The 15,466-nt window shown below is 40.0% G+C and carries 10 protein-coding genes; 4 read left to right on the top strand and 6 right to left on the bottom strand.

Annotated features, from left to right (window positions below; genetic code table 11):
- The first annotated feature begins 59 nt into the window (after positions 1-59).
- Both MHN81_RS22785 and MHN81_RS22780 read left to right on the top strand, forming a co-directional pair.
- Positions 60-1,262 carry an EAL domain-containing response regulator gene (locus MHN81_RS22785; RefSeq protein WP_023398836.1) on the top strand — a complete coding sequence of 401 codons (1,203 nt, stop codon included), beginning with the start codon at positions 60-62 and terminating at the stop codon, positions 1,260-1,262.
- 4 nt (positions 1,263-1,266) lie between these two features.
- Complete coding sequence (locus tag MHN81_RS22780; protein ID WP_239426787.1) at positions 1,267-2,334, top strand: response regulator; 1,068 nt, start codon at positions 1,267-1,269, stop codon at positions 2,332-2,334.
- A 136-nt stretch (positions 2,335-2,470) separates the two neighbouring features.
- On the opposite strand, the gene MHN81_RS22775 is transcribed toward MHN81_RS22780, so the two are convergent.
- On the bottom strand, positions 2,471-3,460 hold the full coding sequence (locus tag MHN81_RS22775) for a CHASE3 domain-containing protein (RefSeq protein WP_231105430.1): 990 nt from the start codon (positions 3,458-3,460) through the stop codon (positions 2,471-2,473).
- Positions 3,461-3,706: 246 nt separating this feature from the next.
- Complete coding sequence (locus MHN81_RS28285; RefSeq protein WP_023398839.1) at positions 3,707-4,402, bottom strand: response regulator transcription factor; 696 nt, start codon at positions 4,400-4,402, stop codon at positions 3,707-3,709.
- A 153-nt stretch (positions 4,403-4,555) separates the two neighbouring features.
- On the opposite strand from MHN81_RS28285, the gene MHN81_RS22765 reads away from it, so the two are divergent.
- Both MHN81_RS22765 and MHN81_RS22760 read left to right on the top strand, forming a co-directional pair.
- Entirely contained in the window at positions 4,556-5,650 is a 1,095-nt protein-coding gene (locus MHN81_RS22765) for a response regulator (RefSeq protein WP_023398840.1), read from the top strand.
- A gap of 201 nt (positions 5,651-5,851) precedes the next feature.
- Complete coding sequence (locus tag MHN81_RS22760) at positions 5,852-9,220, top strand: PAS domain S-box protein (RefSeq protein WP_023398841.1); 3,369 nt, start codon at positions 5,852-5,854, stop codon at positions 9,218-9,220.
- Between the two features lie 61 nt (positions 9,221-9,281).
- On the opposite strand, the gene MHN81_RS22755 is transcribed toward MHN81_RS22760, so the two are convergent.
- From MHN81_RS22755 to MHN81_RS22740, 4 genes are all read right to left on the bottom strand, one after another.
- A complete protein-coding gene (locus MHN81_RS22755; protein WP_023398842.1) occupies positions 9,282-11,282 on the bottom strand; it encodes a S8 family serine peptidase in 2,001 nt (666 codons plus the stop codon).
- 386 nt (positions 11,283-11,668) lie between these two features.
- Complete coding sequence (locus MHN81_RS22750) at positions 11,669-12,772, bottom strand: DUF1513 domain-containing protein (RefSeq protein WP_239426786.1); 1,104 nt, start codon at positions 12,770-12,772, stop codon at positions 11,669-11,671.
- A complete protein-coding gene (locus MHN81_RS22745) occupies positions 12,759-14,033 on the bottom strand; it encodes an imelysin family protein (RefSeq protein WP_239426785.1) in 1,275 nt (424 codons plus the stop codon). The genes MHN81_RS22750 and MHN81_RS22745 overlap by 14 nt, the downstream gene beginning before the upstream one ends.
- Before the next feature lie 20 nt (positions 14,034-14,053).
- A complete protein-coding gene (locus tag MHN81_RS22740; RefSeq protein WP_239426784.1) occupies positions 14,054-15,466 on the bottom strand; it encodes a di-heme oxidoredictase family protein in 1,413 nt (470 codons plus the stop codon).

The raw sequence follows: 15,466 nt of genomic DNA, 5'->3' as shown, positions 1-15,466 counted from the left end.
GTGGACATATCGCCTGTTTTGCTACAAGCCAGTCCAACATTTAATAGGAACACGGATAATTGACTCTTAACAACCAGCTAAAAACGCTCAGTATTCTTGTGATCGACGATGACGACTTCATTCATGACATGCTCAAACACGAGTTTGGTCAGCTCGGTGTTTATAATGTCAAGACGGAATCAACTGGTAAAAATGCTGTTGAAAGAATTCAAAACGGAGAAAGCTTCGATCTAATTATTATTGATTTGATCATGCCTGAGATGGACGGCGTGGAAGTACTCAGGCACCTTTCTGAGTACCATTTTAAGGGGGCAGTTTTACTTTTAAGTGCACAAGATCAACGTATATTAGACACGACGGCCACTCTGGCTGGAGCTCAACATATCAAAGTATTGGGCGCGATACCTAAACCAATTACAATTGACGTATTAACCCAAAAACTTCAAAAGCTTTTTACAGAATCACAGCCTAATACTTTGCAAGTTAAAGACAAAATTAGTCTGGAAGAATTAAAAGTAGCGATCGCCAATGATGAGATTGTGCCTTTCTATCAACCTCAAGTTGCATTTACAACTAAGCAAGTCAAATCTGTTGAAGTGCTTGCCAGGTGGGTGCACCCGGAAAGAGGCACGATTAACCCTGCTGCATTTATCTCTCTAGCTGAAGAGTCAGGCATGATTGATGCAATCACACGCAGTATTTTTCGCCAAGCTTTGCCTCAATCTAAAGAGCTAGCCAACATTCTTGGTCGTCACCTGAATATATCCATAAACCTATCAACTGACAGTCTATGTGCTATCGATTTGCCAGAACAAATAGAAGATCTCGCAAACATGCATGATATTCCTTGCAGCAGTATCACACTAGAACTAACAGAAAGTCGATTAATACAAAACCTTATTTCAACGTTAGATGTGTTATTGCGCCTCAGATTAAAAGGGTTTGGATTAAGCATTGATGACTTTGGAACTGGCTATTCAAGCTTGGAGCAATTAAAGAAAATCCCCTTCACTGAATTGAAAATTGACAGACAATTTATTTGCGACGCCACAAACAACAACACAAGTAAAGCTATTATAGAGTCAAGCGTTAATCTAGCTAAAACGTTGAACATGTTAGTTGTTGCAGAGGGGGTAGAAACAGCGGCTGATTGGGATCTCGCGAAAAGCCTGCAATGTGACTTAGCTCAGGGGTACTTAGTATCTAAACCTATGCCTTTAGAAGATCTCATTATCTGGCTAAATGGCAAACAATCATGGTGACTATATGAACAAAATACTCATCGTCGATGACGACGATTTTGCCCTCGAATACCAAGTAAATACTTTATCAAATTATTTTGATGTTGAGACAGTTGCCAGCGGTGAGCTTGCCTTGAGCTACTTAGAGAAACACCAACCTGATTTAATCGTAATGGACATACAAATGCCTGGCATAAGTGGCTACGAAGCAACTTACTTAATTCGTCAAGCAGGACACCAAATGCCCATTCTTTTTCTATCAAATTTATGCTCAATTGAGGAGAGGTTAAAAGCTTATGATTCTGGAGGCAATGACTTTATTGCAAAACCTGCAGAGCCTACCGAACTGATTAAAAAGATTAATACGCTTCTTTCGTATGCACAACAGTCTAGCAATGACGCGGAAGATATCGCGATTCAAGCGCTTTCTGACATAGCCTCCCTTGGAACAATCATTCAGTTTTATAAACAAACCCAGCAATGTAGAACATACAGTCAACTTGCCAGCGCCATTTTTGAAACAACTCGCTCTTTTGGGCTACGCACCTCGCTGGTTTTTAGAGTAAACCGAGAAGAGATTGTCTTTTTCGACAACAAAGTGTTTAACAATATCGACGTTAGCTTACTTAGTTCTCTTAAAAATGCCCAGCGCATCATGGAGTTCGGTAGCAGTCGAGCTGCGTTTAATTGGCAATATTGTAGTTTGTTGATAAAAAACATGCCACGCAATGACAGTCGCAGTGGCGTTATGAAAGACTATCTCGCTTATTTAATGGATGGAATTGAGAGTTGTATTTTAAGAATAAAGACGGAGATTAGCCTAGGTAATACCCTTGACACTTATAAAAACCAAAATGCCGTGATAAAAACCGGTATCGTCGAGATCATAGAACACCTTGAGACTGAGCTAAATCAGCTATTTGCGTCTTTTGAACTGGGCCATGAACTTTCCCAGCAAACAGAAACCCAGCTACTTTCTTTGATAACCAACGCTCAAAACAAAGCTGATACATTGATGGAGGCTGGCTATGGGATCGAATCAGACTTAGAAGAAATACTTGAGCAGTTTAACGAACCAAAACACCAACTTTGATATCTTGATTCAAATGAAATCTTAATTACCCATTAAGCGGTGATGGCGCATTGCGATGGGTATTTAACTCTGACAACTATTTCGATTCTGCATAACTTCTGGTGGGTAACGGGAAAAGCAGTTTTGCTTTTCTAACTCAATTGGAATTTTGGCGACTTGTTTTTAAGTAAATATCAAGGTCCTTCGTCAAGTCTAAGAGCTGGTTCACTAACCTAACCATACTTTCAATTTCTTGCTTGCTAATCGAACCCAAACCGTCAGTTTTATGCTTGTGCAGTGCTGCAAATAGGCTTTGTAACGAAGTTTTGATTGCATCATTGTATTCAGCTACTCCCCGAAGGTTTAGTCGCTGTTTTTCAACTGCCTCTTTTTCGCTTTTTTGAAGCGTCGAGATCACTGCTTCAGATTCTGAGCAACGACTTTTAATGCCGCGCGCCAACTCACTTACCTCTTCACAATTGTCTTGCTGAGCTATTTCAAACTTGGTTACCTCTGGATAGTGTTTTATATACGATACCAGCACACTTATCGGTTTAAGAACTTTATACCAAATTGAATAGATTAACCAAATTATCAAAATGGCATACACAAGCTCTAACATCACGATGGACGAAGAGAGTAATCTTTTCGCATCTTGATATTCTCTTGTGCGTTTACTAAGTAAGTTTCTTTCCTCTTGTTCAAAAGCAAACAGAACCAACTCTATCTCTTCCATTAGGTGTTTACCTAAGTCAGTTTTGACTAAATCAACGGCTTCTTGCTTCGTAGCATGCTGTAATAGCTCGATTGTTTGCTCTAGTTCTGAAAACTTTTTATTAAGAATGACATCGAGCTCAGCGAGCCGTTTTTGTTGTGTCGGATTGTCAGCCGTTTTGCGCATTAATACCTCAAAAGTGCTTAAGCTTAAATTTGTTCCCTTTCTAAACGGTTCTAGGTAATCCATATTTTGAGTGAGCAAAAACCCTCGCTGACCTGTTTCTGCATTTTTAACATGTACTTTGAGCTGGCTAATTAAATCGATGACTTCATACGTATGTATTAACCAATATTCATGTTCATTTTTATTTGCATGACTACTCACTATGATAGATAGGTTCACGCCTGCTGCGACAAGGCTAAAAATCATAAAAATCAAAAGAACACTTTTTAAACTATAACCCAAAGCTCTACCCACCTTTTATTAACTCAATAAATTGTAGACCGAATAAGATAGGATGTAACTGACTTCAATTTGACTTAAAACACTTTGTACAAACTAGTAAACTAAAACTTAAAATACAGTGACAACAAATAAGTTCTCCGTCCTATTTTTAAAAAGACTCTGATCACCCTAAAATTTATAGCTAGAGGATGAAGTTGAAACTCCCAACGGCTATATGCGTGCGTTAACAATGATTTTATATCCAACACCCACTTTTGTTTTTATTACTTGAGGTTTTCTTGGGTTAATTTCGATTTTTTTCCTTAGTCTGCAAATAATTGTATCGACAGCCCGGATAGATTCAGGGCCTTCACCTAGTCGAGTCGCATCTATTATCTCCTCTCGCGAATATGTGCGCGGCGCGTTTTTTGCCAGCAAAAACAGAACTGCTTGTTCATGGTATGTCAATTCAATCTCTGCACCGGAATGTTCCAATAACATTTGATTGTAGATATCTAGCTTTTTGTCAGCAAGATACAATATTCCTATTGTTTTGGGCTGCATTGAAGTTGCGTCAATTAAGAGGTTAATTCGTAACAACAACTCCTTAACCGTATACGGCTTTGCTAGATAGTCACTGGCACCGAACTCTAAACCAGCAATTCTATCTTCATCACTTCCCCGGCCAGATGAAATAATGATGGGTGTCGAAGTTTTATTGCTTTTCAATTTACGCAGTAAAACCAAACCATCTTCGTCTGGTAAACCTAAATCGAGTATCATTAGCGCGTAGCTTTTTTTTTGTAAAGCATCCCAGCAAGTTTTCGCACTGTTAACCACATCTACCTTAAATCCAGTTAGCTCCAAGTATGCACAAGTCACCTCGGCCAGTTGTTCATCATCTTCAATTAGGAGTAAAGAGTGCACTAAGTTTCCTCATTTGATCAATTTTGTGTACAGAGATATTTCAGAAACATGTTAGACAAAGTATAGACACATATGGACGCTATAACTGTTAATGGTACACACGCTTTCATGAGCAATGCGCTTTTACAATCATACTCCCACAGAGGTATCTCTATGAAACAGTTAGCAGGAAAAGTCATGATTGTAGAAGACGATTTAGAGTATTTAAATCTCTACAGGGAGGTATTAAACACCCACTTCGATGTTCATTTTTTTACATGTGCACGGGATGCGCTCGGGGCCGTGAACACATTAAACCCACAGGCAATTATACTCGACCTACATTTGCCAGATATTTCCGGAATAGAACTTTGTAATGAACTCAACCAACAAAAACGAGAATTAACGGACGTCGAGATAATATTTGTCTCGGGTGAAACTGACATAGCACAAAAGCTAAAAGCTTATGAACTAGGTGCCGCAGACTTTTTAGGCAAGCCCTTTGAAATAGAAGATCTCAAGCATAAAATCGCATCAAGCATTCAACGTCATATCACCAAGCAAAAGTTGCGTGAAGAACCTCTAAAAAACACCTACTCTCCCAATCATTACAATACACAAGCGCCACTATGCAACCAAATTATGCACTTTTACAACTATTTATCTGGTTGCACTAACCCGCAGAATATTGCCGATGCGTTTTTTTCATTAATGTCAAATTTTGGTTTACAGACATCAATTTGTTTCAGGCTACCCAATGTTAAATGCTTACGCGACGACCATATTCGCCCGACACCAATCGAAGAAGAAATCTTTGAGATACTTCGACATACAGGGCAAATACATGAATTCGCAAACAGAATGCTCGTAAACGAAGAGCAAGTTTCCTTTTTAATCAAAAATATAGAGTGCGAAAGCCTAAGCTTTAAGGAAATTAAACATTCCGTTTCAGACATAGCTCAAGCGATGAATGCAAAAATAATCGCGCTTTCTGCATTAGGGGAAAAAACACCAATATCGTGTGACCTTTCTAGAAACCTTGATGAGCTTTGTTTCAATATATCCGACTATCAAATCGATACAAATAGATTACTCACCATCATGACGTATAAAATCACCGAGCATTTACAGTCTTTAAACATCCCGAACGAAGAAAACCTCAGACTGAATGAATTAATACAAAACACCATTCAAGAGATTGACGCAGCAAGTGAAAATCTTTTAGTCACTACATCAAAGTTGTCAGAGCTATTGAAATATTCAAAGTAATTTCAAAGTGCCTCCTACTGGCATATGCTAAATAGATAAAGATTACTTCATGAGTTACGCACTTAATCCTTTCTACATAGCGCACATACTTCACACTTTTTGACTATACTTTCAATAACTTTATGCCGTTCACGCTACCAACAGAAACGGTGGTAGTCGGTTTAATACCCCACTTACTTTTAGCTGGTTTGAGACAATTTAATGAAGCTGAGAACATTAATTTTTTTGGTTATGCTGTCTTGCACGACGGTTCCTTTAATCATATTTCACCTGTTAAACATAACAAGCGAAAAACAGCTCCTACTTAACGAAACCATCGCAAAACTGCAAGATGTTGCAGACATTAACCACAAACGAATTACGAGTCTACTTGCGAACAAAAAAAACTCAGTCGCCCTAATAAAGAGTCGAACTCAACTTAGGCAATTATTAAAACGATCTGACCGCGATGCAGCTCAAAAAGATGTAGCACGAATAGATAAGATTATAAGTCACGCGATTTCTTCGAGTGAAAGCATCTATGGCATCGCCATTTACAATCACGGCAAAGAACTTATTTATACTTCGAGAGAAGGTTTGCGCTCTCTCATCAATGTAAGTGACTTAAAAAAAGATAGTTCACTTTATAACGTAAAAATACTGTTTTCAGATCAATTGCAATTGCTCCTTTTTATCGAGCCAATCGAATTGGATGGACAACTAATTGGCTATATTGAGGTTGCATTTAAAAATGATGAACTTAGATCCATTGTCAGTGACTACACAGGCTTAGGCAAAAGTGGAGAAATAGTTCTGGCTTCGCGCGATGAAAATGGAGATGCTTTCTTTCTTACTCCAACAAGAAACGATCCAACAGTTGCCCTCTCCCTCACAGTGCCTAAAAGCAACCTAGAAATCCCTATAACACACGCGATCAATGGTACTAATGACATATTTCCGGACTATGTCGATTATAGAGAGGTCCCCGTATTGGCCATTTCACATCACATCCCAGAAACTGATTGGGGTATGGTTGTAAAAATTGACAAAGCCGAGGCATTTAAACGGGTTGAAGAACTAAATTTGCAGTCAATAGAAGTTGTAATTGGCGCACTTTGCTTGGTTTCTTTGCTTTCTTTTATATTGATCAGTTGGATCACCAAACCCTTTTTGATAATTCACGAGGTTTTAGCAAAAGCAGTTAATGATAAGCACATTTCAATCACAGAGCACCATACAATCCATGAGATCCAGGAGGTCGTGCAGTCCCTTAACTTCATGCTTCAACAACGCAATCAAAATGAAGAAGCCCTGTATAACAGCATCAAGGAGCTCACCAAACTAAACCATCAACTAGACTCTGAAGCTGAGCGCTTTAAAAGGTGGAAAGAGTCAAACTTCATTGGCATTATTCATTCAGATGCAAAAGGGAATATCCTCGACGCTAACTCAACTCTGCTTGAAATGATTGGCTATACACAAGACGAATTAACTGATGGCAAAATAGATTGGAAGAACCTGACACCAGAAAAGTATCTGCCGCTCGATCTGCGTGCTGTAGAGGAAGCGAATGACAAAGGGTACTGGACCCCATTCGAAAAGGTTTATATCCACAAATCTGGTTTAGAAGTTCCGATATTAATTGGTGGATCTATTTTCAATAAAGACAGTCAAGAATTCATCGTATTTGTGGTCAGCCTAGCTGATAAATATAAGCAAATGAGAGAGCTCGAACAATACAAAGGAATTATTGAGAATTCGAGTGATATGTTCGCATTCCTTGATTTGACGTATACATTTAAGACAGTTAACCAAGCTTATTTAAAATTGCATGGAAAAAAACGTGAAGAAGTTGTTGGCCATACCGTCTCTGACATTTTAGGCAACACCCTTTTTAAAAAACTAAAGAGCAAAATCGACCATGCTATAAAAGGTAATTCAGTCACGTTTAAAGAAAGCTTGTTTGTTGGGACACCACAAGAGCGTACATTAAGAGTCTCCTATATTCCCTACCACTCAAGTGAAAAGGAAATTATCGGCTTTATTTTCAAAGGCGAAGACATTACCGAGCTCGAGTCCAAACAGAAATTGATTGAGCTAAAAGAAGCTGAGCAAAAGCGTATTATAGAGTCACTGCTAGAAGGTATATTTACCACCGACTCACATGGCACAATTCTTTCCTTTAATCCCGAAGCCGAAAATATATTCGGTTATCAAGAGGACGAAATTGTTGGGCACAATATTGATGAGTTAACCGATGGCATAGATCAGCATAGCGCAAAGCTAGCTAACTACATCAAGTCCGGAAAGTCTCAGATTATCAATAACCGTCTAGGAAGAGACGTAAAGGCAAAACACAAAACCGGTTATATTTTCCCTATTCGTATTTCAGTCGCAAGTATGCCGTTAACGGAACAAGGCGAACTGCATTTCATCGCTAACTTTCAAGACATGAGTGAGCATGAACAACAGGCAAAATTAATCAACCGTAGTTCAAAACTAGAGTCCCTAGGTAATATTGCAGGTGGCGTTGCGCATGATTTTAACAATATCCTAGGCATCATTTTGGGCTACACTAATCTTATTTCAGATCACGATAAAGACCCGTCTTCATGCGTCCAAGCTATTGAAAGAGCTTGCTATCGAGGGCAAAAGCTCACTGGCAATTTGCTTACTTTTGCAAAAAAGAAACCCAGTACGCCTGTATATACCGATCTCAATGAGCTAATAAAGAAAAATAAAAAATTACTCGAAGCTGCAATGACCTCGAAAATTAGACTCACATTGGAACTTAATCCCTTGATTAGCCGTGCTCATATTGAAGAGAACCTATTTGAAGACCTCCTATTAAACTTATCAATCAATGCCATGCACGCGATGCCTAATGGTGGAGAGTTTAAAATATCAACTCAGCAAGTCACGTTATCTGATGAACAAATGGCTGCTCTCGAACTTAAAACAGAAAAAACGATAAGAGTCAGCTTTCAAGACACAGGTGAAGGAATTTTGCCGGAAAATATTGATAAAGTGTTCGACCCTTTCTTTACAACCAAAAAAGAGACAGGAAATGGTTTAGGACTTTCACAGTGTTACGGGTTTGTAAAAGCTTCAAATGGCGCAATCGATGTTTCATCTGAAATAGGGATCGGTACAGTATTTACAGTTTATTTTCCGGCTGTGGTTGAGAAATCTACCAATGGAACTTTTACTCACCAAAAGCAGTTATTGTCCCTCCCTCAACAGATTAAAAATATACTCGTAGTAGACGATGAAGAAGATATTCGTTTTTTAATTCAATCTTTTTTAACAGGAACTAAGGTTAATGTCGTCGAAGCAAGCAATGCCGTTGATGGCCTATCAATACTAAAAGAGCAAAGCATTGATTTGGTGATCAGTGATGTCATCATGCCTAAAATTGACGGGCTTGAGTTTATTCAGGCTGCTTTGAAAAGCAATAAAGAGTTAAAATATATGTTTATATCAGGCTTTATAGGCAATGAAGATATAGAGCACTTAACAACAAATTGTATCCTTTATAAGCCTTTCAACAAGCAACAGCTTATTGAAAAAATTATCGGTATCTTCAGTTGAAAAACTAAAAAAGGCGACATTAAATGTCGCCTTGCACCTTTAATCTCAAGGTTTTAAGGAATTAGTTACACTTACCTAGGTCAGTCCACACTTTCCAGGCGTTACCAACGTTGGAGTTTTGTGCTGGGTTTGCACCACGGTTCCACCAGTTACTGCGGTACTTGCTACCATTGTAAGACACCTCTGTACCAGCTACGTAAACTTGACCGCTGTTCCACTCGGTCAGACCTACACAACCTGTGTTATCAACACCATCAGTCACAGTTACAGACTTAGTTACGCTGTGCGTTGCGCCTGCATCGTCTGTTACGGTCACAGAAACTTGGTATGTGCCAGCATTTGCGAATGCATGCGCAACTGTTGCACCCGTTGTATTGAATCCGCCAACATTCCAGTCATAACTGACTACTTGACCATCTGCATCGCGGCTTGAGCTTGCATCAAAGTCACAAGCTAGAGCTGAACAGCTAAAAGTAAAATCTGCAACAGGCGCTTGATTGTCTTGTACACCGCTACAACCATGTGTCGCGATATAGTCTGAAGCAGCTTTGGCTTGAACTAGACCATAGCCATATTCATCATCACGACCCGCTGTACCTAAATCAATCGCGGTTGCATTTAGTGCATTACGAATATCGACGTTTGTACAACTTGAGTGCTGAGACCACACTAGTGCGGCAACACCTGCAACATGTGGGCTTGCCATTGAAGTACCGCTCTTAAGACCGTAATCTAGTACCGCGTTCAGCTCAACTTTCACACTGCTACCAACTGATGATTTAAGTGCAGTACCTGCTTCTTGTGATAAGGAAAGCACAGGAATAGTTAGGCCATGGTTTGTATCACCAAGCGTACCACCAAATTCACCTGGCGAGTTATTGTAAATGATTGCAGCGACACCACCACCCGCTTGGCAATTAGCTGCCTTATCTTTGAACGATGCACCACCACGCTCAATTAAACAGATGCTTTGTGTAGCAGCACATGTTGTTAAGCCTTGGCCACAATCAACTAGATCAGCACTCACTGTGCCTTCAACTGAGTGCGTCATGCCGCCCGCTTTAACTTGATTACCACCCGTTGTAATAGCAGCAAGAATACCGGAACTTCTTGGCACAGTTGACAGTACATCAGTACCTGGCGCCGCGATTTCAACTTGCACATTATATTGAGAAGATGGGTTTTTAACTCGGTTTTCGTCAATATTCGCGACTGAAACAACCGTATCGTAACTTGCTGGATAACTCATGGTCGCATTACCATCATTACCGGCTGCGGCAATCAACAATACACCTTTGTCGTATGCTGCTTGCAGACGCTCTTGGAAATATTGACTTGGGCTACCACCACCCAAACTCATGTTGATGACTTTTGCGCCATTTTCTACACAGTTATCTACAGCGCGAGCGATACGAGATGTTAGACCTTGTTTACCGTCGTTATCAAATACTCGAACGTTATGGATCCCTACTCTGTCGTTAGGAAGTACACCTACAACGCCTTTACCGTTTTTAAGTGCAACGATAGTACCAGCAACGTGTGTTCCGTGGCCGGAACCGTCTTGGTACCAAGTTAATCCACCTGGTAAATCAGTGAAACCTGTCGCATTTTGAGGTAAATCTGGGTGGCCTAAATCATAACCAGAGTCAATAACACAGACTTTGAATAGATCAGCGTTTGTGTCTTGCAACAAGTTTGCTTGCACTTCAGCTAAACCGTAAGGCGATGCCTCACCAGCAAAGTCTTGAGTAAACGGCTTGTATTCAATGTCTTCTTCGATATAAGCATATTGACCAGATGCTTTAAGTTTTGCCACTTGCTCTGGTGTAAGCTCCATTGTCACAACCGTACCATTGGGATCCGCAGACAATACTTCTGCTGTTGGTTCCGCGCTAAAGCTCTCTGCAATATTTGCTCTAGAAAAACGGCTCGTCTCAGGAGCAAAAATACTAAGATCACTCTGTTTTAGAATGTACTGTTTTGTCTCTTGAGCTTGAGCAACCGTTGCAGAAAGCGCAGCAACTGCGAATGCGACCGATGTTAACTTAAATGTTTTTTTCATGTTGATTCCTAATTATTATTCTTATCCGCATCCGATGCGGTGGTGTCCTGTTTAATATTTAACCATGTACCTTGTTTAAAAACAAACTACACAAACAAAAATACAATTACAACCTTTTATTTACACTTTTTAATTTTTTTGTCATTAAATACAAAAAAGCAATAAAAAAGTCTTTAATCAATGCTCTGCAAGCAAGAAAGAGAAAGGGTTAATACGAATTGCTTTTCTATTACACTTAAATACAAACTGGCAACATTTTGAAAAATAACACTGGAATTGAAAATTATTTAGCCACAGGGTATGTGGCTAAAGATAAAAGTTAAACAGAAAATGAAAAAAGCACTTATTTTCTCAGTAAGTTACCTGAGTATAATTTACTCCTCAATTTAACCGGCCATGTGATTGTCCCAACGTAGGCCTGAGTTTGAATTGAGTACATTAGAACCCTGCACTATTTCACCTCTACCTGTAGATATCATAAAACCTGATTCGGAAGCGCAAAGGCCTGCACAGTCTCTGACACTAACAACCTTTTTAAGCGAAAGAGTCTCTAAATCCCAAAAGCTTGTGATATTGCCTTTGGGAGAGGTCACACCAAGCGTTTTTCGTTTTTCATCTACAGCCAAACTTGCAGTGTATTGTTTGAAGCTAAGCCAAGTCGCTTGTGGTGCTTTAAGCGGCTCAAGCTTTGAGTTCATTTTGTGCTTATAAATTAAAGGTTTAATAATGTAATCTGGACCCTGAAATTGACAACCAACGTATATATTATCTTGCTGGTCGACACACAAATGCCGAGTACTCAGCTGATGATGAGGCGGCGCAACAGAATCAATAATGTGCCCTTTTTTCAAATCCAAATAAGATAGATTGGGCTTCATATCATTGAGATTCAATTTTGTTCTTGTTGAGCTTGGGTGAGTATGGATCCCACCGTTTGCAATGACTAATATATTTGGGTCAGACAAACTTTGAAGTTGATGAGGACCAACACCGCCACTGGGGAGAAATGTCTCTACTTTCCAGTTTGCGGTGTTTCTCACTGCAATCACACCTTCATTCGGATTCTGTGCATCATCAAATTTATTCTCTGTTGTGAACAACCAGTTTCCATCTTTGCTCAAAATGCCATGACCATAAAAATGATGTGCTTTCGAAGCCTCAATACTTCTGACAACCCTTTGCTCATGCAAATTGATAATATGGAAATAGCGCCCCGGTCTACGCGAAAACGCTAACAGCACTTGTTTATCAGGAAAAAAATGCAAATCGTGCGCTCTTTGTGGCAAAGCTACTTTTCCACGCAGTACTCCGTTGTTATCAAACCAACCAACAAAGTGCTCTCCGGATGATAAGGTAAATGCACTAGCAAACACCCTATTTGATTGGATTAAACAACCAGAAATTAGCGAACCAGCGGGTAATAAAGCACTCAGTGCGAGCACGCTTTTACAAAACTCTCTTCTCGGCTTACCGTTTTTAATCGCCGTCATTAGTGTTGAACCCTGGCTGTATATCTGTTACCTGAACAAAGTCTGTACTCATGACGGTTCGCAAAGCAGTGATGGCTACGCCTAACTCATTAATTTTTTCGCGACCTTCTGACTGTTGAATTAAGTCTGCTAATTTATTCCCTTCCATCGTTTTCAATATGGCAAAGATTACTTCGAAGCGCTCATTGATATCATCCTTTAAATCTTCTCTATTGTTAACGGCTACCAGATAGTCATCAAAGCCAAACTCATCACCAGCATCGTATAACGCTTTCAAAGATGTAATATTCGACTCAATACTTTGTAAACTCACCTGTGCCCAATGGCTTTCCAGCTCTTCCGGTTTGCCCGGCACATCAAGGCCTAATGGTTTCTTTAGTTTGTCATCTGCTATCACCTCTAAATACTCAAACCAGTATTTAAAAAGTGTTTCAAGCGCACTTTTACTGCTTTCAAATTCACCATTACCTGCCTTGAATTGCTGTGAAAATTCGCTTACCCATTGAGAATTAACCGAAGTCATTAAACTATTCACGTTGCTCGCAATGGCTTTCAGATAGTTGCATCGCTGGGCTTTGTCTGCTGCTGTTAAGATATTCGTATCTGTTTCTTGATTGAATACTAAATACTCGAAAGCAGGCAAACCTTGTCTTTGATGAGTAGAATCATTAAACCCCTGTGAAAAGTCGTAACTGGTTTCAATTGTGCTTTCGACAGAGCTGACAATTCTACTTGGTAAAAATGGCCAAAGTTGGATCCTAGAATACGTAAAATTGTCAGCAAGAGGGCCAAATTTAGTTGCACGGATCATCTGCCATTGACTATTTACTTGCTTCCATGAGTCTTGAAGCTGACTCAAATCACTTTGTTGAGGCTCACTAATATTACAGTATGTATTTGTAGCGCTGACCAAAGATTGGGTCGAATCTAAAAAAGACTGATACATAGGCGTAATTACAGAGTCACTAACCGCACCTAATACCTTGCTTTGTCCTTCAGCAACCTGCATTTCACCAGGAGCTAGTGTACCGCCATCTGATGTACCGCCATCTGATGTACCGCCATCTGATGTACCGCCATCTGATGTGCCGCCGTCTGATGTGCCGCCATCTGATGTGCCGCCGTCTGATGTGCCATTGTCAGCCCCGGCGTTATTGGTAGGGGTTGCACTATCGCCGCCTGAGCCTCCGCACCCTGAAAGCAAGGGCAAACACAACGAACTTACTATCGATAATATCAATAAATCATTTTTAATAGTCATTGTTTTATCCTAATGAAATTTTAAATTTGTTTTAGAAAATAAATTAGAGATTCACGCTCTTGCAGTGAAAGTGCTTTAAAGGCTTGCTGCTGTTTCTTGGCCTCGCCACCATGCCATAGCACAGCTTCTTCAATGGTTTTTGCCCTGCCATCATGAAGGTAGCCTTCAAACCCTTGAATTCGTTTCTGTAGGCCAATTCCCCACAAAGGCGGCGTACGCCATTCACTTCCGTTCGCTTGGTTTTCCATTCCTCGGTCAGCTAACCCTTCTCCCATGTCATGCAGTGCTAAATTGGTATATGGCCAGATTTTTTGATTCGCTAACTTATCGACAGGATAATCTGATGAGGTCGTGTAGCTAGGCGTGTGGCAGCCATTACAATTTAGCTGGTAAAAGTGCTTTCGCCCCTGCTGAGCCTTTTTTGATTTCAACTTTCTTGCAGGTGGGACTGTCACTGTTTGACTCATGTATAACGTTGGTTCAAAGAGTTTTTTAGGAATATCTAATATGGATGCGGGTTCTATACTAGCGGCCTGATTACAACCGGTTTGATGTGATAAACAATTCTCAGACTTAAAAACTGGATTGGTAATTCCAATATCATTTAAAAACGCACCGGCAACTTGCTGCTCTAATGTTGGGTGAAGACCTTTAAAACCAAAACGTCCAATTGCCAACTCGCCTGTTTTAACATTTTCAACTCGATTATATTTGGCGCTGATCCCGTCTTTGTTTTTATCGTGCGTATCTTCTTGTGCAAGTAAATCCTCTTCATTAATAGCATCCAATAAGCCCATTCCGTAAATTGCAGGTGCATATCGAGCAGAAATAAAGCTATCTTTGTCAATTTTTCCGTACCCCAAGTCTATTAGTTCATACCTTGGTTTTCTTAGTGTGTAAGGGGTTCCATCGTCGTACTTACCTTCAATTAAGTCATAATGAACTATCACCTGACCTTCCGCTATTGTCGGCGTTTTAATTCTACTGTGGCTTAATCTAACTGAAAACGGCTGTAGCTGCCCCCCGTAACGGCTGTCCACATTGCCATCATCTTTTAGAAAGCGAAATAGTAGCGACATTTTCGCAATTTCACCCGATTCACCTAACTTTCCTCGCCCGCCACTGTTGTGGCAAGCTTTACATGATCTCGCATTGTAAAGGGGGCCTAAACCATCACGGTCTCTGGTGATTGAAGGTGCAGCTACCCATGGATCGCGAAAAAATGAAAAGCCATCCCAAAAATCAAACAAAATCATACCGTCTTCATTTGCTATCGGTTCAATAAAGCTTCTTCTTGGTACTCTACGAGCGGTAGATTCACCGGCAGGTTTCATTTCTTGCTGAGAAAACGCAGGTGGTTGATATACTGAACTTTGTACAAAAACTACAAGTAGTGAAATGGTTGCTATGAAAATCAGCGTTGAAAATATCAT

This window comes from Pseudoalteromonas sp. Of7M-16 (assembly GCF_022347805.1).
GTDB classification, from domain to species: Bacteria; Pseudomonadota; Gammaproteobacteria; order Enterobacterales; family Alteromonadaceae; genus Pseudoalteromonas; species Pseudoalteromonas luteoviolacea_F.
Note: the sequence above shows the minus strand (reverse complement) of the source record. Positions and strands in the feature narration are given on the sequence as shown.

Coding starts and splice junctions, on each gene's coding strand:
- MHN81_RS22780 (WP_239426787.1), top strand. CDS start 1,267: ATGAACAAAATACTCATCGTCGATGACGACGATTTTGCCCTCGAATAC.
- MHN81_RS22775 (WP_231105430.1), bottom strand. CDS start 3,460: ATGATTTTTAGCCTTGTCGCAGCAGGCGTGAACCTATCTATCATAGTG.
- MHN81_RS22765 (WP_023398840.1), top strand. CDS start 4,556: ATGAAACAGTTAGCAGGAAAAGTCATGATTGTAGAAGACGATTTAGAG.
- MHN81_RS22760 (WP_023398841.1), top strand. CDS start 5,852: ATGAAGCTGAGAACATTAATTTTTTTGGTTATGCTGTCTTGCACGACG.
- MHN81_RS22755 (WP_023398842.1), bottom strand. CDS start 11,282: ATGAAAAAAACATTTAAGTTAACATCGGTCGCATTCGCAGTTGCTGCG.
- MHN81_RS22750 (WP_239426786.1), bottom strand. CDS start 12,772: ATGACGGCGATTAAAAACGGTAAGCCGAGAAGAGAGTTTTGTAAAAGC.
- MHN81_RS22745 (WP_239426785.1), bottom strand. CDS start 14,033: ATGACTATTAAAAATGATTTATTGATATTATCGATAGTAAGTTCGTTG.
- MHN81_RS22740 (WP_239426784.1), bottom strand. CDS start 15,466: ATGATATTTTCAACGCTGATTTTCATAGCAACCATTTCACTACTTGTA.